Annotated in this window: 13 protein-coding genes; 6 read left to right on the plus strand and 7 right to left on the minus strand. The window is 55.1% G+C overall.

Translation table 11 applies throughout. The features are described from left to right. The first annotated feature begins 40 nt into the window (after nucleotides 1-40). Entirely contained in the window at nucleotides 41-1,780 is a 1,740-nt protein-coding gene (locus CPA59_RS22345) for an AsmA family protein (protein WP_107760725.1), read from the plus strand. Between the two features lie 63 nt (nucleotides 1,781-1,843). Here CPA59_RS22345 and fabY read toward each other — a convergent pair whose 3' ends face one another. The 4 genes from fabY to typA form a co-directional block, all read right to left on the minus strand. Then, nucleotides 1,844-2,785, minus strand: a complete 942-nt coding sequence (gene fabY, locus CPA59_RS22350; protein ID WP_038917348.1) for a fatty acid biosynthesis protein FabY — start codon at nucleotides 2,783-2,785, stop codon at nucleotides 1,844-1,846. Nucleotides 2,786-2,818: 33 nt separating this feature from the next. Further along, nucleotides 2,819-3,256 carry a D-aminoacyl-tRNA deacylase gene (gene dtd, locus CPA59_RS22355; protein ID WP_100850350.1) on the minus strand — a complete coding sequence of 146 codons (438 nt, stop codon included), beginning with the start codon at nucleotides 3,254-3,256 and terminating at the stop codon, nucleotides 2,819-2,821. Nucleotides 3,257-3,263: 7 nt separating this feature from the next. Continuing rightward, complete coding sequence (gene yihX / locus CPA59_RS22360; protein WP_038917345.1) at nucleotides 3,264-3,875, minus strand: glucose-1-phosphatase; 612 nt, start codon at nucleotides 3,873-3,875, stop codon at nucleotides 3,264-3,266. Between the two features lie 342 nt (nucleotides 3,876-4,217). Beyond that, nucleotides 4,218-6,041, minus strand: a complete 1,824-nt coding sequence (gene typA / locus CPA59_RS22365; RefSeq protein WP_038664160.1) for a ribosome-dependent GTPase TypA — start codon at nucleotides 6,039-6,041, stop codon at nucleotides 4,218-4,220. A gap of 375 nt (nucleotides 6,042-6,416) precedes the next feature. On the opposite strand from typA, the gene glnA reads away from it, so the two are divergent. From glnA to CPA59_RS22955, 4 genes are all read left to right on the plus strand, one after another. Next, entirely contained in the window at nucleotides 6,417-7,826 is a 1,410-nt protein-coding gene (gene glnA, locus CPA59_RS22370) for a glutamate--ammonia ligase (protein ID WP_038917344.1), read from the plus strand. A gap of 204 nt (nucleotides 7,827-8,030) precedes the next feature. Further along, on the plus strand, nucleotides 8,031-9,080 hold the full coding sequence (glnL, locus tag CPA59_RS22375) for a nitrogen regulation protein NR(II) (protein ID WP_033568900.1): 1,050 nt from the start codon (nucleotides 8,031-8,033) through the stop codon (nucleotides 9,078-9,080). Nucleotides 9,081-9,088: 8 nt separating this feature from the next. After that, a complete protein-coding gene (gene glnG / locus CPA59_RS22380; protein ID WP_013315733.1) occupies nucleotides 9,089-10,501 on the plus strand; it encodes a nitrogen regulation protein NR(I) in 1,413 nt (470 codons plus the stop codon). A 271-nt stretch (nucleotides 10,502-10,772) separates the two neighbouring features. Beyond that, nucleotides 10,773-10,895: a YshB family small membrane protein gene (locus tag CPA59_RS22955; RefSeq protein ID WP_022635449.1), complete on the plus strand. Its 123-nt coding sequence runs from the start codon at nucleotides 10,773-10,775 to the stop codon at nucleotides 10,893-10,895. Between the two features lie 74 nt (nucleotides 10,896-10,969). Here CPA59_RS22955 and hemN read toward each other — a convergent pair whose 3' ends face one another. Both hemN and yihI read right to left on the minus strand, forming a co-directional pair. Next, on the minus strand, nucleotides 10,970-12,343 hold the full coding sequence (gene hemN / locus CPA59_RS22385; protein ID WP_107760726.1) for an oxygen-independent coproporphyrinogen III oxidase: 1,374 nt from the start codon (nucleotides 12,341-12,343) through the stop codon (nucleotides 10,970-10,972). A gap of 181 nt (nucleotides 12,344-12,524) precedes the next feature. Then, nucleotides 12,525-13,058, minus strand: coding sequence for a Der GTPase-activating protein YihI (gene yihI / locus CPA59_RS22390; RefSeq protein ID WP_049854806.1), 534 nt, complete (start codon nucleotides 13,056-13,058; stop codon nucleotides 12,525-12,527). A 224-nt stretch (nucleotides 13,059-13,282) separates the two neighbouring features. Here yihI and yihA point away from each other — a divergent pair, with 224 nt between their 5' ends. Beyond that, nucleotides 13,283-13,927 (plus strand): ribosome biogenesis GTP-binding protein YihA/YsxC, encoded by a 645-nt coding sequence (gene yihA, locus CPA59_RS22395; RefSeq protein ID WP_038917342.1) that lies wholly within the window; start codon nucleotides 13,283-13,285, stop codon nucleotides 13,925-13,927. Nucleotides 13,928-14,391: 464 nt separating this feature from the next. Here yihA and polA read toward each other — a convergent pair whose 3' ends face one another. Continuing rightward, nucleotides 14,392-17,397: a DNA polymerase I gene (gene polA / locus CPA59_RS22400; RefSeq protein ID WP_107760727.1), complete on the minus strand. Its 3,006-nt coding sequence runs from the start codon at nucleotides 17,395-17,397 to the stop codon at nucleotides 14,392-14,394. Nucleotides 17,398-17,481: the final 84 nt, after the last annotated feature.

Consider the following 17,481-nt stretch of genomic DNA (forward strand, 5'->3'; position numbering starts at 1 on the left):
ATAACACGATCATCCCTTGCGACTGGCGCGGACTTGAGCAATGAAACTTATCGGGAAACTTCTTCTCACACTGCTGTTACTGGCGCTGCTGGCTGTAGTGGTGTTGTACGTACTGGCCCAGACTGAATGGGGTGCCAGGCATATCAGTCAATGGGTTAATCAACGTAGCGAATACCAGGTGTCATTCAGAAAGATGGCGCATGACTGGTCCTCCCCTGGGCGCATTCAATTACTGGACGTCAGCTTCGGCCATAAAAACCAGCCCGTTACCCTGGTCGCGCAAAGCGTATCCGCAGGATTCAGCGTGCGCCAGATTACCGATCCGCGCCATTTTTCCAGCCTGATGCTGGAAGGCGGCACCCTCAATCTGGGTCAGACCGGTTTTACGCTGCCGATTGAAGCCGATGTTCTGCAACTGAAAGCCATGGCGTTGCATGCGCAGGATGGCGACTGGCGATTGAGAGGCGAACAGGTGACGGGCGGCATTACCCCGTGGCAGCCGGAACCCGGCTATCTACTGGGTAAAAAGGCGGCGTTTCAGCTCAGCGCGCACTCTCTGCTCCTCAACGACCTGCCGGCCAGCAAGGTATTGGTGCAAGGGCAGTTTAATAACCAGCAACTGACGCTGGAAAACTTCGGCGCCGATGTGGCGCGAGGCGAGCTGACGGGCAGTGCTTCCCGTGCGGAGGACGGCAGTTGGCTTGTCAATAACCTGCGGCTGAGTAATGTCCGGTTGCAAACCCGGCAGTCGATGGCGGATTTCTGGCAACCGGTGACTCGCCTGCCAGCAGTAGCCGTCAATCGCTTCGACCTGATAGATGCCCGTATCGAAGGGCAAAACTGGGCGTTCACCGATCTGGACGTCACCCTGCAAAACGTGACCTTTCGACAGAACGACTGGCAGAGCGACGACGGCTCGCTGTCATTCAACGCCACCGATATCGTCAACGGCAACATGCATCTGGTCGACCCGATCGTCAGTCTGGATTTGTCGAAACAGGGCGTGAACATCAAACAGTTCTCTACCCGTTGGGAAGGCGGACTGCTGCGCACCAGCGGCAACTGGCTACGCAGCAGCCAGCGGCTGACGCTGGATGAACTGGTGGTGGCCGGCATGGAATACACGCTGCCGGCGGACTGGCGTCAACGCTGGCAGCAGACGCTGCCCGACTGGCTGGCGGAAGTGGAGCTTCGGAAATTCAGCGCCAACCATAACCTGCTGATCGATATCAATCCGGCGTTTCCATTCCAGCTTACCGCGCTGGACGGCTTCGGCAGCAATCTGTTGCTGGTGCGCAACCACCAGTGGGGCGTGTGGCAAGGCGCGCTGAACCTGAACGCCAGTGACGCCACCTTCAACAAAGTCGATGTGCGCCGCCCGTCGCTGGCGCTGAACGCCAATGACAACCAAATCACGCTGACGGACCTGAGCGCCTTCACCCAGAGCGGTTTGCTGGAAGCCAAAGCGGTGATTGCACAACAGCCGGCTCGAACTTTTACGCTGGATCTGACCGGCAAAGCCGTAGCGTTCGATGTCCTGACCCGCTGGGGCTGGCCTGCCCCGGCCACCGCGCCCACCGGCAACACCAACCTGCAGTTACACCTGAACGGCCGGCTGGAAGCGACAAGCCCGCTTAGACCGACGCTCAACGGCACGCTGCAAGGCATTGACAGCGCCGGACACGCCATCAGCCAGGCAATGCATCAGGGAACGGTGGCAGACAGCGCGCCCGCCACGTCGACCCCGCAGGCAGCACCCGCGCCAGCCACACAGCCTTAAGCACAGGACGACATAAAACAAACAGCCACCGTCATGGTGGCTGTTGCATATCCGGTTTCAGGACTAGCGAATGGCAGAACCGCCCTGTTCCAGCAATTCATTCGGATCCGGCGGCAGCACAATGTAGACACCTTCAAACACCGCGCCTTTTTTATCATTGCCAAACAGCTCCACCTGCAACTGCACCCGCGCTTTGCGCCCGCGCGCCAGCCGATCCAAATCGCCGCTCAACGACCCTAAATCCGCCACCGCGCTGGGGCGACCGGTCACCGGCGTGCTGTAGCGGATATGCGCATCCGCCAGAATAATGGTGCCGCCCAGCTGCCGCTCACGCAGCAGCAACCAGATCAATCCCCACCCGGTAAGCGTCGCCAGCGAGAACATGCTGCCAGCGAACAAAGTATGATGCGGGTTCTGGTTCCCCGCCTCCGGCATAGTGGTAATAAATTTCTGCCCGGTGTACTGACTGATGCGCACACCCATTTTTTCGCTGAGAGGAATGTGGTTGTACCACGCCTGTTGCAACTGCCCACACCAGTCCGGGCGATGCAGAATATCATCCAGCGTCGCCACCGGTTTAATCATCAAAAAGTGGCGCACCGGCGTGGTCATCGGCGTGGTGATTTCCCCCTGATTGACAAAGCCAAGGCGGGAAAAGAACGCCATTGCATCCTCGCGAGCGCTGCACACCACTCGTTTCACCCCTTCCTGGCGCGCGACCGACTCCAGCGCCATCGCCATTAGCGTTCCCAGACCCTTGCGCTGTACGTCGGGATGCACCGCCAGAAAGCGGATCGAGGCTTCATTATCAGCATTAATAGAGAGACGACCCACCGCGACCAGCTTGCCGTGCCCATCGACAATGGTTTGATGGTGCGCCAGCGCATCATAGGCATCCCGTTCGGAACCGAGCGGCTGATGCAGCGGTTTACGCAACATTTCCCAGCGGAACTGGTAATAAGCATCCAGCTCTTCGGCGCTTTCAGGCACTCTCAGGTAATACATAACCGCCCCTCTCAACGCATGCTTAATTGCAGCTTAGACCTGCAACCAGAAAGTTACAGGCCCATCATTTACCAGAGATACTTTCATGTCCGCGGCAAAACGACCGGTTTCAGTCGTTAGCCCGCGCTCACGGCACTGGCCGACAAAATACTGGTACAACCGGTCGGCTTCGGCGGGCGCCGCGCCGCGGGAAAAGCTGGGGCGCATGCCCTTTTGCGTATCCGCCGCCAGCGTAAACTGCGACACCACCAGCAAACTGCCGCCGGCTTGCTGAACGTTCAGATTCATCTTGCCGTTGTCATCGCTGAAAATCCGATAGCCGATCACCTTTTCGCATAAACGAGCCGCTTTCTGCTCGTCATCGCCTTGCTCTACGCCCAGCAATACCAGCAGTCCATGATCGATTTCCCCGATTACCGCGCCCTCTACCGTCACACTCGCGCCGGATACCCGCTGAATTAATGCGATCATAACGACCTTACGACTCCTGCTTAAAAACCTGGCTGGCAAAAAAATCCGGCACGACCTGCCGATCGCTAACCAGAATGGAGCGGATGCCTAATGCATTCGCCGCGTCCACATTGGCGGCATTGTCGTCAAAAAAGAGCGCGTCATGGGCGTCAACGCCTTCTTCACGCAGAACATGGTGGTAAATCGTCGCCTCCGGTTTACGCTGGCCGATATCCTGCGACAGATAAAGCCGGTCCACGGCTTGCTGAACCTCCGGGTATTCGTCCGGCCAGAATTGACAGTGCAAGCGATTGGTATTGGAGAGTATTACCACGCGATGCCCTTCCTGCCGCAAACGATGCATGATATCGATCACATCTTTGCGTACACCTATGAAAATTGCCTGCCAACCGGTCGAGAACTGCTCAAAACTGAGCGTCATTCCCAGCTCATGACTCAAGCGCGACGCAAATTCCTCATCGCTGATTTCACCGCGCTCATGTTGTTCAAAGGTATGTCCCAGAACAAAACGTTCACGCAGGGTCGCCAGCGGCGCGCCGCTCAGATTGCTCCACACCCCCAAAACACGATTGAAATCAATATCTATAACCACATTACCCAAATCAAAGATATACAGCATGCGTCCTCCAGATTGGCCACCAGGGTTTTCACTGTAGCGAGAAAAATCCGTGCTGAATAGGGAGGATAAGCAGGATCATAATAAGGTCAAAAATGGTGCAGATTCGGTCCGGAGCGAATACCGGACGCGCAGAAAAAAATAAAGGCCCCAAAATGGGGCCTTATCGCAAGGCAGCACGGTCAAATACCGTATTCCACCTTATATACCCGTCTCAAGTTGCAGGTGCGTTGGCTACGCTCGTTCACCTGAATCACTTACCTGAGTAAGCTCATCGGGATTCACTCACTTGCCGCCGTCCTGCAACTCAAATTGTTTGGGTATATATCACCGAAAAACAGTGAATTATTCTTCCTTGGCGCTGCGGCTGGCGCGGCGACGATCGTTTTCCGTCAGGTGACGTTTACGCAGACGGATAGAGGTCGGCGTAACTTCAACCAGTTCGTCGTCATCGATGAACTCCAGAGCCTGCTCCAGCGACATTTTCACCGGCGGCACCAGTACGGTAGCTTCGTCAGTACCGGAAGCGCGCATGTTGGTCAGCTTCTTACCGGTCAGGCAGTTAACCGTCAGGTCGTTGGAACGGGTATGAATACCGATGATCTGGCCTTCATACACTTCAGCGCCGTGGCCCAGGAACAGCTTGCCGCGCTCCTGCAGACTGAACAGCGCATAGGCGACAGCTTTACCCTGACCGTTGGAGATCAGTACGCCGTTCTGACGCTGGCCGATTTCACCCGGACGAATGTCATCGTAGTGGCTGAACGTGGAGTACAGCAGACCGGTACCGGAGGTCATGGTCATGAATTCGGTACGGAAGCCGATCAGACCACGGCTTGGAATCACGTAATCCAGACGAACGCGACCTTTGCCGTCCGGAATCATGTCACGCATTTCGCCTTTGCGCAGACCCAACGCTTCCATCACCGAGCCTTGATGCTGCTCTTCGATATCCACGGTCACCTGCTCGAACGGCTCCTGACGGCGGCCGTCAATGGTGCGGAAGATAACTTTCGGACGAGATACCGCCAGTTCGAAACCTTCACGGCGCATGTTCTCGATCAGAACGGACAGGTGCAGTTCACCACGACCGGATACGCGGAACGCGTCCGGGTCTTCCGTTTCTTCTACACGCAGCGCCACGTTGTGCACCAGCTCTTTGCGCAGGCGGTCCAGAATCTGGCGGGACGTTACGTATTTGCCTTCCTTGCCGCAGAACGGCGAGGTGTTAACGCAGAAATACATGGTAACGGTCGGCTCATCCACCGACAGCGCCGGCAACGCTTCCACGCAGGAAGTGTCGCAGATGGTGTCGGAAATGTTCAGCTCGCCCAGGCCGGTGATCGCGATGATGTCGCCAGCTTCAGCCAGTGTACTTTCAATACGCTGCAGGCCCAAGTGGCCCAGCACCTGGTTTACTTTACCGTTACGTACTTTGCCTTCGCTGTCGATGATGCTGACCTGCTGGTTCGGTTTCACCACGCCGCGTTTGATGCGGCCGATGCCGATAACGCCAACATAGTTGTTGTAGTCCAGCTGGGAGATCTGCATCTGGAACGGACCGTTAAGGTCAACGTTTGGCGCTTCAACGTGCTTCACGATGGCTTCGAACAGCGGAGTCATGTCTTCCGCCATGTCGTTATGATCCAGACCGGCGATGCCGTTCAGCGCGGACGCATAAACGATCGGGAAGTCCAGTTGCTCATCGGTGGCGCCCAGGTTCACAAACAGGTCGAAGACCTGATCGACAACCCAGTCAGGACGCGCGCCGGGGCGGTCAACCTTATTAATGACAACGATCGGCTTCAGGCCATAGGCAAAAGCTTTTTGGGTCACGAAACGCGTCTGCGGCATCGGACCGTCCATCGCGTCTACCAGCAGCAGTACAGAGTCCACCATGGACATCACTCGTTCTACCTCGCCGCCGAAGTCGGCGTGTCCCGGGGTATCCACGATATTGATGCGGTAGTCGTTCCAGTTGATGGCGGTGTTTTTGGCGAGGATGGTAATTCCGCGCTCTTTTTCCAAATCATTGGAGTCCATAACACGTTCGGTGGCTTCGTTACGCTCACCCAACGTACCGGACTGTTGCAGCAGCTTGTCAACCAGGGTGGTTTTTCCATGGTCAACGTGCGCAATAATAGCGATGTTACGCAAATTTTCGATCACAGCTTTGCCTCAGGCATTTTAGAAATAGCGCGCTATTGTACACGTATTAATCGAGCGACTGAACAAGATCACAATCATCTTCCACAAACAACCTGCTGATGCCGGGTCTGTGATCCCTTTCACGGTGCAATAAAGCAGCACTCCTTAAACGAGAGAGCACCAATTAGGTGCAATCACACCAATATGGTGCACTATATTGGTGCGGTTAACTATCTTGGTGCAGTGGAGGAGGACACAAAAAACCAGCAGGAATGCCTGTTAGAACTATTCATAAAAGTTGGCACAGTTTTAGCTATAACCTCTGTACGGTAACAACATCATTCCACAACGATATTCGTTCCACGACGATAAATGACACAATCGGGAGAACCAAGTATGTCAGTAGAACACGTTTTGACGATGCTGAATGAACATGAGGTGAAGTTTGTTGACCTTCGCTTCACGGACACCAAAGGTAAAGAACAGCACGTCACCATTCCGGCCCACCAGGTTGATGCTGACTTCTTCGAAGACGGCAAAATGTTTGATGGTTCCTCGATTGGCGGCTGGAAAGGCATCAACGAATCCGACATGGTGTTAATGCCGGACGCGACTACTGCGGTTCTGGATCCGTTCTTCGAAGAACCGACCCTGATCATCCGTTGTGACATTCTGGAACCGGGCACCATGCAGGGCTATGACCGCGACCCACGCTCCATCGCCAAGCGCGCAGAAGACTTCCTGCGTTCTTCCGGCATCGCCGACACCGTACTGTTCGGGCCTGAGCCGGAATTCTTCCTGTTTGACGACGTTCGTTTCGGCAGCAGCATCTCCGGTTCTCATGTTGCTATCGACGACATCGAAGGCGCCTGGAACTCCAGCACCAAATACGAAGGCGGCAACAAAGGCCACCGTCCGGCAGTAAAAGGCGGTTACTTCCCGGTTCCGCCGGTAGATTCTGCGCAGGATCTGCGCTCCGCCATGTGTCTGACCATGGAGCAGATGGGTCTGGTGGTTGAAGCTCACCACCACGAAGTAGCGACCGCTGGTCAGAACGAAGTGGCAACCCGCTTCAACACCATGACCAAGAAAGCCGACGAAATCCAGATCTACAAATATGTCGTGCACAACGTGGCGCACGCCTTCGGCAAAACCGCAACCTTCATGCCGAAACCGATGTTCGGCGATAACGGTTCCGGTATGCACTGCCACATGTCTCTGGCCAAAGACGGCGCCAACCTGTTCTCCGGCGACAAATACGGCGGTCTGTCCGAAACCGCGCTGTACTACATCGGCGGTGTGATCAAACACGCTAAAGCCATCAACGCGCTGTCCAACCCGACCACCAACTCCTACAAGCGTCTGGTTCCGGGTTACGAAGCGCCGGTTATGCTGGCCTACTCTGCCCGTAACCGCTCGGCGTCTATCCGTATCCCGGTGGTGTCCAGCCCGAAAGCACGCCGTATCGAAGTGCGCTTCCCGGACCCAGCCGCCAACCCGTACCTGTGCTTCGCCGCACTGCTGATGGCCGGCCTGGACGGCATCATCAACAAGATTCACCCGGGCGATGCCATGGACAAGAACCTGTACGATCTGCCGCCGGAAGAAGCGAAAGAGATCCCGACCGTAGCCGGCTCTCTGGAAGAAGCGCTGAATGCCCTGAATGCAGACCGCGAGTTCCTGACCCGTGGCGGCGTATTCACCGACGACGCGATCGATGCTTACATCGAACTGCGTATCGCTGAAAACGACCGTGTTCGCATGACGCCGCACCCGGTTGAGTTCGAACTGTACTACAGCGTGTAATACCTGCGCTTGGACGGCAGGACGAAGAAAATGATGTTCACATTGCCGTCCGATAACCGTTTTCTGTTTATGTTTATTTTTGTTGCCGTGGAAACTTTTCAGCCCATCTTCGGATGGGCTTTTTTCTCCACAAGAAATCTTACAGTTGCTACTTAAACTACAATCCAGAATAGTGTGCACTAAAATGGTGCGGGAGTCTGCGTTATGGCAACAGGCACGCTGCCCGATGCTGGGCAGATCCTCAATTCTTTAATAAACAGCATCTTATTGCTTGATAAAGATCTGGCTATTCACTACTCCAACCCAGCGGCGCAACAACTTCTGGCCCAAAGCTCACGCAAACTGTCTGGAACGCCACTGCCGGAGCTGCTCGGTTACTTTTCGTTGAATCTCGACCTGATGCGGGAAAGTCTCGACTCGGGGCAAGGCTTTACCGATAACGAAGTCACCATCGTGGTGGATGGCCGGGCGCATATCATGTCGCTGACGGCTCAGCGCATTCAGCACGATTTTATCCTGCTGGAAATGGCGCCGATGGACAACCAGCGCCGTCTCAGCCAGGAACAACTGCAACACGCCCAACAACAGGCGGCGCGCGATCTGGTGCGCGGTCTGGCGCATGAAATCAAGAACCCGCTCGGCGGCTTGCGCGGCGCGGCGCAGTTACTGTCCAAAGCGCTGCCGGACCCGGCGCTGATGGAATACACCAAGGTCATTATCGAACAGGCCGATCGCCTGCGTAATCTGGTTGACCGTCTACTTGGCCCGCAACAGCCCGGCCTGCACGTCACGCAAAGCATTCATCAGGTGGCCGAACGGGTATTCCAGTTGGTATCGATGGAAAAAGCGGACAACGTGACGCTGGTGCGTGACTACGACCCCAGCTTGCCGGAACTGATGCACGACCCGGACCAGATAGAACAGGTACTGCTGAACATTACCCGCAATGCCATGCAGGCGCTGGGGGAAGAAGGCGGCACCATCACCATCCGCACCCGCACCGCGTTTCAGTTGACGCTGCATGGCGTGCGTTACCGTCTGGTCGCCCGTATCGATATTGAAGACGATGGTCCCGGCGTGCCTGCTCATCTGCAGGATACGCTGTTCTATCCCATGGTGAGCGGCCGCGAAGGCGGCACTGGGCTGGGCTTGTCGATTGCCCGCAACCTTATCGATCAACATTCCGGAAAAATTGAATTTAACAGTTGGCCAGGTCATACCGAATTCTCGGTTTATCTGCCCATTCGCCAGTGAGGTTCACGATGCAACGAGGGATAGTCTGGATTGTCGATGACGATAGCTCCATCCGTTGGGTGCTTGAACGTGCGCTTACCGGGGCGGGCTTAACCTGCGCAACCTTTGACAACGGCACTCAGGCGTTAAATGCGCTGACCACCCAAACACCGGATGTACTGCTGTCGGATATCCGCATGCCCGGCATGGACGGATTGGCGTTGCTGCAACAGATTAAACAGCGCCACCCGATGCTGCCGGTCATCATCATGACTGCCCATTCCGATTTGGACGCAGCGGTCAGCGCCTATCAACAAGGGGCGTTCGATTATCTGCCCAAGCCGTTTGATATCGACGAAGCGGTGGCGCTGGTTGAGCGCGCCATCAGCCATTACATGGAACAGCAACAACCGGTGCGCAGTCAGCCGATTAGCGGGCCGACCACCGACATCATCGGCGAAGCGCCGGCCATGCAGGACGTGTTCAGGATTATCGGCCGGCTTTCCCGTTCGTCGATCAGCGTGCTGATCAATGGCGAATCCGGCACAGGTAAAGAACTGGTCGCCCATGCGCTACACCGCCATAGCCCACGCGCCAAAGCGCCGTTTATCGCGCTGAACATGGCGGCCATTCCCAAGGATCTGATCGAATCGGAATTGTTCGGCCATGAGAAAGGCGCATTTACCGGCGCCAATCAGATTCGGCAAGGCCGTTTCGAACAGGCTGACGGCGGCACGCTGTTTCTCGATGAAATCGGCGATATGCCGCTGGATGTGCAAACCCGCCTGCTGCGCGTGCTGGCCGATGGTCAGTTCTATCGCGTCGGCGGCTATGCGGCAGTGAAGGTGGACGTGCGTATCATCGCCGCCACCCATCAGAATCTGGAATTACGGGTTCAGGAAGGCAAATTCCGCGAAGACCTGTTCCACCGTCTGAACGTAATTCGCGTCCATTTGCCGCCGCTGCGCGAGCGCCGGGAAGATATTCCGCGTCTGGCGCGCTACTTCCTGCAGGCGACCGCCAGGGAGCTGGGTGTGGAGCCGAAAAATCTGCATCCGGAAACCGAAGCGGCGCTCACCCGTCTGCCCTGGCCGGGCAACGTGCGTCAGTTGGAAAATACCTGCCGCTGGCTGACCGTAATGGCCGCCGGACAGGAAGTTCTGATTCAGGATCTGCCGCCGGAACTGTTTGAAACCACCGCGCCGGACGCCACCGTGCATGTCATGCCCGACAGCTGGGCTACGCTGCTGGCGCAATGGGCCGATCGGGCGCTGCGTTCCGGTCATCAAAACCTGCTGGCCGAGGCGCAACCGGAAATGGAACGCACGCTGCTGACAACGGCATTGCGCCACACGCAGGGGCACAAACAGGAAGCGGCAAGGCTGCTCGGCTGGGGGAGAAATACCCTGACGCGCAAACTCAAGGAACTGGGCATGGAGTAACGGCGATTTGCCGTTTTATCCGTCGCCGGTCATCGCCTGATAGTGGCGATAAAAAGTACAATATGACGTACAAATTCGCCACTATACCCAAAATAATTCAACACGCTCACGCGCTGAACACAGCGCGCTGCGGCCCCGCAGGAATAAGGCCCATCAATGGGCCGGGTAAGAAAGCCAACGCACCTGCAACTTGAAGAATAACGAGTATATTTTGTACTTTACTTGCGCCGCGCCAGCAGTATGATCGTGTCGCTGACTGGAGAGGGTAACCATGCTGGAATCCATTTTTTCTGCCGTGACGCACGGCGCTGAAATCAGCAGTGCGGTGGGTCACTCATCGCAAACTGCGATTGCAGCCGTGTTGTGCGCGGCACTGATCAATTTCTTCAGCTAAATTATTGCTGACAAGAAACAGGAAAACAGCCAGTCATATCGACTGGCTGTTTTCTTTTATCATTCCAGATCGGCTCAGATAACCCGAGAGAACTGACGTTCACGCATCTTGCTGCGCAGATACACGTCAAAACACATGCAGATATTGCGAATCAACAGACGCCCTTTGGGCGTCACCTGAATACGATCCGGCAGAATATCCACCAGCCCGTCCTGCGCCATCGGCGCCAGCAACGCCAGGTCCTCGCGGAAATATTCGCCAAACGACAGATCATACGCCCGCTCAATCGCGGTGAACTCCAGTTGAAAATGACAAATCAGCGCCTTGATTACGTCACGGCGCAGACAATCATCACGGGTCAGGGCTAAACCGCGCCACAATGCGTGACCATGCTGTTCGACGTCAGCGTAGTACAGCTTCAGTTCTTTCTGGTTCTGGGCGTAGCTGTCGCCAATCATGCTGATGGCGGATACCCCCAGCCCCAATAAATCGGTATCGCCCTGGGTGGTGTACCCCTGGAAATTGCGATGCAGTTTTCCTTCGCGTTGCGCCACCGCCAGCTCGTCATCCGGCCGGGCGAAATGATCCATCCCGATGAACTGATAGCCCGCCGCAGTCAGGCTTTGAATGGTCTGCTGCAAGATCGCCAGTTTTTGCTCCGCATCCGGCAGATCGGCCTCTTTGATCTTGCGCTGGGCGGCAAACAGACTGGGTAAATGCGCATAGTTGAATACGCTAAGGCGGTCCGGCCGCAGCTCCGCCACCCGCTGCAGGGTAAAGGCAAAGCTGTCCGGCGTCTGTTTTGGCAAACCGTAGATCAGGTCGATGTTGGTGGAGGCGAACCCCAGCGCTTTGGCCCGCTCGATCAGCGCAAAAATAAAGGCTTCATCCTGCTCGCGATTGACCAGGCGCTGCACCTCTTTATTGAAGTCCTGCACCCCCATACTGAGGCGATTGAACCCTTCGGCGCGCAAATGATCGAGCACATCCAGTTCGATTTCCCGCGGGTCCACTTCCAGCGACATCTCGGCCTGTTCGGCAAAGCGGAAATGCTGGCGCAGCAGCCCCATCAGGCGGCTAATCTGTGTTTTGTTCAGAAAGGTCGGTGTTCCGCCGCCCCAATGCATCTGAGTGACAACGCGGCCGGCAAACAAGGGCGCGCGCTGACGGATTTCCAGCGCCAGCCGGTCAAGATACTCATCCGCCTTGTGCAACTGACGAGTCACCAGCTTATTGCAGCCGCAGAAGTAGCACAAACGGTGGCAGAACGGGATATGCAGGTACAGCGACAGCGGCCGGTTAGGGTAACGAGCTACCGCCTGAACAAACGCGGCGTTGTTGTAACTGTCGCTGAATTCCAGTGCGGTAGGATAGGAGGTGTAGCGCGGTCCCGAATAATTGTATTTCTGGATCAGGGATAAATCCCAGTCTATGGTTTGTTCGGGCATGCTGCTCACTCCTTCCGGTAACCGGTCCTCGCCGCACGGCGCGGGGGCAGCCGACGCTGCCCCGACAATACGGCACGCTGTAATCTGTCTTTCCGTTTCGACAGGCACCACAGTTTAACCAACAGACCGCCCAAAAAACACAGAACCAGTAAGGTTATGAGCAGAAACAGCGCTTTCAGCATCAATAGCCGTCTTTCGGATTATTGCGACGGAGCAGTTGCAGCATATCCTCTTCCTGCTCTTCGTCTTCCTCGTCATCGTCCAGACTGATGCCCAATTGCTCCATCAGAATATCGATACGATCCAACGTCTCATCCAGCCAGGACTGTTCTTTGGCCGGCAGCGTTTCGCCTTTCTCCAGTCTGTCCAGCAATTCATCAAGGCGCGGATCATTTTCCAGCATTTCCAGCTCTTCCTGCGGCGACAGGCGAGCGGGTTTCTCTTTCGCCGCCACCGGCGCTTTCACCGCTACGACCGCACCTTCCGGCAGCAACGACACCGGTTTTTTGCTGCCAATGCGCGGGTCTTTCAGCTTGTCGGAAGCGGAGTTTTGCTGGCGGTCGCCGGACGGCTGGGTACGGCTTCCCGCAACATGACCACGGTGCTTTTTCTGACGTTTGCGTTCGCGAGCTTCCAGATCCAACTGCTCACGGCTTTTTCTTTTGATCTTCGGTGCGGGAGCTTTGCGTCCCGCCCCTTTTGATGGTTGTTTCATAGCGTCAATCTCGGGTTCAGATGAGCGGATATAAGGAGAATTGCGGCGGAATCTAGCAGAAAGCATACCAATAAAAAAGTGCTCCAAGAGCTGTGTGCTGGTTTTATTTTTTTCAGTCTGTTAAGACGGTAACACCGCGACAAAAACAGATAAACGCCGCCTTTCTTATCGGTTGCAGGTATAATCAGCCACATAAAACCGTGATCCAGACAGAGACGCAAACTGTGACCCAACAATACAACTACCATGTGACCCATTTCGTCACCAGCGCGCCGGACATTCGTCATCTTCCTGCCGATAGCGGTATTGAAGTCGCTTTTGCCGGCCGCTCTAACGCGGGCAAATCCAGCGCGCTCAATACGCTGACCAACCAGAAAAGTCTGGCCCGCACCAGTAAGACACCGGGTCGGACCCAGCTTATCAACCTGTTTGAAGTAGCCGATGGCGTGCGTCTGGTCGACTTGCCTGGTTATGGTTACGCCGAAGTGCCGGAAGAGATGAAACGCAAATGGCAGCGTGCGCTTGGCGAATACCTGCAAAAACGTAACTGCCTGAAAGGGCTGGTGGTACTGATGGATATCCGTCACCCGCTTAAGGACCTGGACCAGCAGATGCTGGAGTGGGCCGTTAATGTCGGCTTACCGGTACTGGTACTGCTGACCAAAGCCGACAAGCTGGCTCAGGGTGCCCGCAAATCCCAGTTGAACATGGTGCGGGAAGCAGTGTTGCCGTTCATGGGGGATATTCAGGTTGAAGCGTTTTCTTCGCTGAAAAAAACCGGTGTAGATAAATTACGTCAGAAATTAGATAGCTGGTTTAGTACGTTACCATCAGCAGAGTTGCAATCTCAGCCAGAATCCGACCAGTAATACACCGACCAATCCTTCCCAACAGAATCGCTATCCCGATGACTACCGGCTGAGTGTTCCGCCGGTAACATAGGTTTTTGTTATCCGGCTCATCCGCCATTCAGACAATAAAAAACGCCCCGGTCAGAAACCTGACCGGGGCGGCTAACATTCAGCCAAATCCGATTACGTGAAGTAAAAGGTCTGAAAGATAGAACATCTTACCTCTGTACCCTACGCGTTTAACTCTACCCCATTTCCTTTCTGGAAAAAAGGTTTTTTTGTTGTTTAATTTCATAAAAATCGGTGATGAATTAAACAAACTCAAACCGGGTCACACAATCCTGTAGTTTAATTACAGGATTGCTTAGGATTCAGCTGAAAAAACCAACAGAAAAAAGAAAGGCGATATTTCTTATGGCATTCATGGCAAAAATCCGCATAACACCCAGAATCATTCAGACCCGCTTCTTTCGCCAGACAGCTTAATGGGCCTGATCCCAGTTGCTGCCGGTGCCGATATCCACCTGTAAAGGCACGTCCAGCTGCATGCAGCCTTCCATCAGATTGCGTATTTTCGCGCTGGCTTCGTCCAATACGGAGTGGTGCACTTCAAACACCAGTTCATCGTGTACCTGCATCAGCATCGTCACCAACGGTTTTTCCTGTTGCAGCCAGGCATCAATGGCGATCATCGCTTTCTTGATGATATCCGCCGCTGTGCCCTGCATCGGCGCGTTAATAGCCGCCCGCTCCGCCGCCTTGCGGCTATTGGCGTTGCGGGAATGAATATCCGGCAAATAGAGACGACGGCCATCCAGCGTGGAGACATATCCTTGATCCGCCGCCTGCTGGCGAGTGCGCTCCATGTACTCCTGCACGCCCGGGTAACGCTCAAAATAGAGGTTCATATATTTTTGAGCTTCGTTACGCGGAATAGCCAACTGGCGGGACAAACCAAATGCGCTCATGCCGTAAATCAAACCAAAGTTGATGGCTTTGGCGCTACGGCGCTGTTCAGTGGTCACTCTGTCGAGCGGCAGACCGAATACTTCGGCAGCCGTGGCGCGGTGAATATCCAGACCTTGAGAAAACGCCCTCAACAATCCGGCGTCCCGTGACAGATGCGCCATGATGCGTAATTCAATCTGCGAGTAGTCCGCCGCCAGAATGCAGTATCCCTCTTGTGCAATAAACGCCTGACGGATACGCCGCCCTTCTTCATTACGCACCGGAATGTTCTGCAGATTGGGGTCGCTGGAGGAAAGACGCCCGGTTGCCGTTACCGCCTGATGGTAAGAGGTGTGCACCCGCTTGGTCAGCGGATTGATCATCTGCGGCAATTTATCCGTGTAAGTGGATTTCAGTTTCGCCAGTCCGCGATACTCCAGAATCAACTTCGGCAGCGGATAATTCAGCGCCAGTTCGGCCAGCACTTCTTCATTGGTGGAAGGCGCGCCCTTCGGGGTTTTCTTGATAACCGGCAACTGCTGTTTTTCGTACAGAATGGTCCCTAACTGTTTGGTGGAAGACAAATTGAAGGCTTCCCCCGCCAGTTCATGCGCCTGCACTTCCAACTCCGCCAGACGTTGTGTCAGCTCCCGCGAATGCTCCGCCAGAATAGCGGTATCGATCAGCACCCCAGTGCGCTCCATGCGCGACAACACCGGCACCAGCGGCATATCGATATTCAGGAACACCTTGCGCAGTTCCTGCTGCGGCTCCAGTTTCGCCCATAACGTCTCATGCAAACGCAGCGTCACATCGGCATCTTCAGCCGCGTAGACAGATGCCTGCTCCAGTGGAATCTGATTGAACGTCAGCTGTTTTTTGCCCTTACCGGCAATCTCTTCGAACGTAATGGTCTTATGCTGCAAATAACGCTCCGACAGGCTGTCCATGTCATGGCGACCAGCCACACTGTCAATCACATAGGACTCCAGCATGGTATCGAAAGCAATGCCGCGCAGATCGATGCCGTAACGAGCCATCACGCCTTTATCGAATTTCAGGTTTTGCCCAATCTTGCGAATGCTGTCATCTTCCAGCAGCGGTTTCAGTTGCGCCAGCACCCAATCGAGGTCCAGTTGTTCAGGTACATTTTCAGCGCATGTGTTCGGTGCGCTCATCGCAGGCGATACAGTACTGTTGTAAACGTTGCAGGAGTATATTCTCTGTGCAATTCCGTTCGGAAGTGTCTCCTCCGTCTGCGTACTCGGTGCACTCATCGCTGGCGATACAGTACTGTTATAGACGTTGCAGGAGTATACCCTCTGTGCAATTCCGCTCGGGGGGGCTTCTTTTGCGTACTCACCATTCAAATCATCATGACCTAATGGCAGGTAAGCCGCCTCACCCGGCTTGATCGCCAGTGAAATCCCAACCAGATTAGCTGTAAGGGTATCAAGACCATCGGTTTCAGTATCGAATGAGAACAGACCAGCGGCTTTGATTCGTGTAATCCAGTCCTGAAATGTCTGTTCATCCAGAATGGTGACATAACCGTCCTGAGACAGCACGCTGGCCGCTTCTTTCGGTTCGTCCTCCACCGTCGCCTTGACGAATGGCACGGCCGGTGGATTCTTTTTGTTGCCGCCTTGCAACCACTGCCCGGCTTCCACATCCACCAGCCAGCGTTTGAACTCATAACGGGTGAACAGTTCGCGCAGTTCCGCCACATCCGGCTCATTCACCGTCAGTTGTTCACACCCCTGCTCCAGTTCAACATCCGTTTTGATCGTAGCCAACTGGTAGGAAAGGTAAGCCACCTCTTTATTCTGTTCCAGCTTGGCAGCCATGGTTTTGGCGCCCCTGAAGGTCAGGCCGGCAATTTTATCCAGATCGGCATACAGGGTATCCAGCCCCCCCAGCCCCTGCAGTAATGCCTGTGCGGTTTTTTCACCCACGCCCGGCACACCAGGAATATTGTCGGAGGAATCCCCCATCAGAGCCAGAAAATCAATGATCAGCGACGGCGGAATACCGTATTTGGCGCATACCTCATCCGGCCCCAAAATAGTGTTGTTCATGGTGTTGATCAGCGTGATATTCGGCGTCACCAACTGCGCCATATCCTTATCGCCGGTGCTGATCAGAACAGGTTTACCCGCACGTTCCGCCTGCTGCGCCAACGTTCCAATCACATCATCCGCTTCTACGCCGGAAATGGAGAGCAACGGCAATCCCATCGCTTTTACCATGCGGTGCAACGGTTCAATCTGAGCGCGCAGATCATCCGGCATCGGCGGCCGATGAGATTTGTAGTGCTCAAACAAATCATCACGAAACGTCTTACCCTTCGCGTCAAACACCACCGCGACATGACTGGGATGGTATTGCTGCAGCAAACTGCGCAACATGTTGAGCACACCATACATCGCGCCGGTCGGTTCGCCGGCACCGTTGGTCAGTGGGGGGAAGGCATGATAGGCGCGGTAAAGGTACGATGAACCGTCAACCAGAATGAGGGGATTATCTGCTATTTGAACCATGATATTTCGCGATCGTTGTTTTCTGACATGAAGTTAAGGATGCCATAGCTGGCAGTCAGAGACGAATATTAACGCTCGCTCATT

Origin of the sequence: Dickeya sp. Secpp 1600 (genome assembly GCF_003049805.1) — a bacterium.
Taxonomy (GTDB): domain Bacteria; phylum Pseudomonadota; class Gammaproteobacteria; order Enterobacterales; family Enterobacteriaceae; genus Dickeya; species Dickeya fangzhongdai.

What these genes read in the sequence shown, in the direction of transcription:
- CPA59_RS22345 (WP_107760725.1), top strand. Translation starts at nt 41, where the DNA reads ATGAAACTTATCGGGAAACTTCTTCTCACACTGCTGTTACTGGCGCTG.
- fabY (WP_038917348.1), bottom strand. Translation starts at nt 2,785, where the DNA reads ATGTATTACCTGAGAGTGCCTGAAAGCGCCGAAGAGCTGGATGCTTAT.
- dtd (WP_100850350.1), bottom strand. Translation starts at nt 3,256, where the DNA reads ATGATCGCATTAATTCAGCGGGTATCCGGCGCGAGTGTGACGGTAGAG.
- yihX (WP_038917345.1), bottom strand. Translation starts at nt 3,875, where the DNA reads ATGCTGTATATCTTTGATTTGGGTAATGTGGTTATAGATATTGATTTC.
- glnA (WP_038917344.1), top strand. Translation starts at nt 6,417, where the DNA reads ATGTCAGTAGAACACGTTTTGACGATGCTGAATGAACATGAGGTGAAG.
- glnL (WP_033568900.1), top strand. Translation starts at nt 8,031, where the DNA reads ATGGCAACAGGCACGCTGCCCGATGCTGGGCAGATCCTCAATTCTTTA.
- glnG (WP_013315733.1), top strand. Translation starts at nt 9,089, where the DNA reads ATGCAACGAGGGATAGTCTGGATTGTCGATGACGATAGCTCCATCCGT.
- CPA59_RS22955 (WP_022635449.1), top strand. Translation starts at nt 10,773, where the DNA reads ATGCTGGAATCCATTTTTTCTGCCGTGACGCACGGCGCTGAAATCAGC.
- hemN (WP_107760726.1), bottom strand. Translation starts at nt 12,343, where the DNA reads ATGCCCGAACAAACCATAGACTGGGATTTATCCCTGATCCAGAAATAC.
- yihI (WP_049854806.1), bottom strand. Translation starts at nt 13,058, where the DNA reads ATGAAACAACCATCAAAAGGGGCGGGACGCAAAGCTCCCGCACCGAAG.
- polA (WP_107760727.1), bottom strand. Translation starts at nt 17,397, where the DNA reads ATGGTTCAAATAGCAGATAATCCCCTCATTCTGGTTGACGGTTCATCG.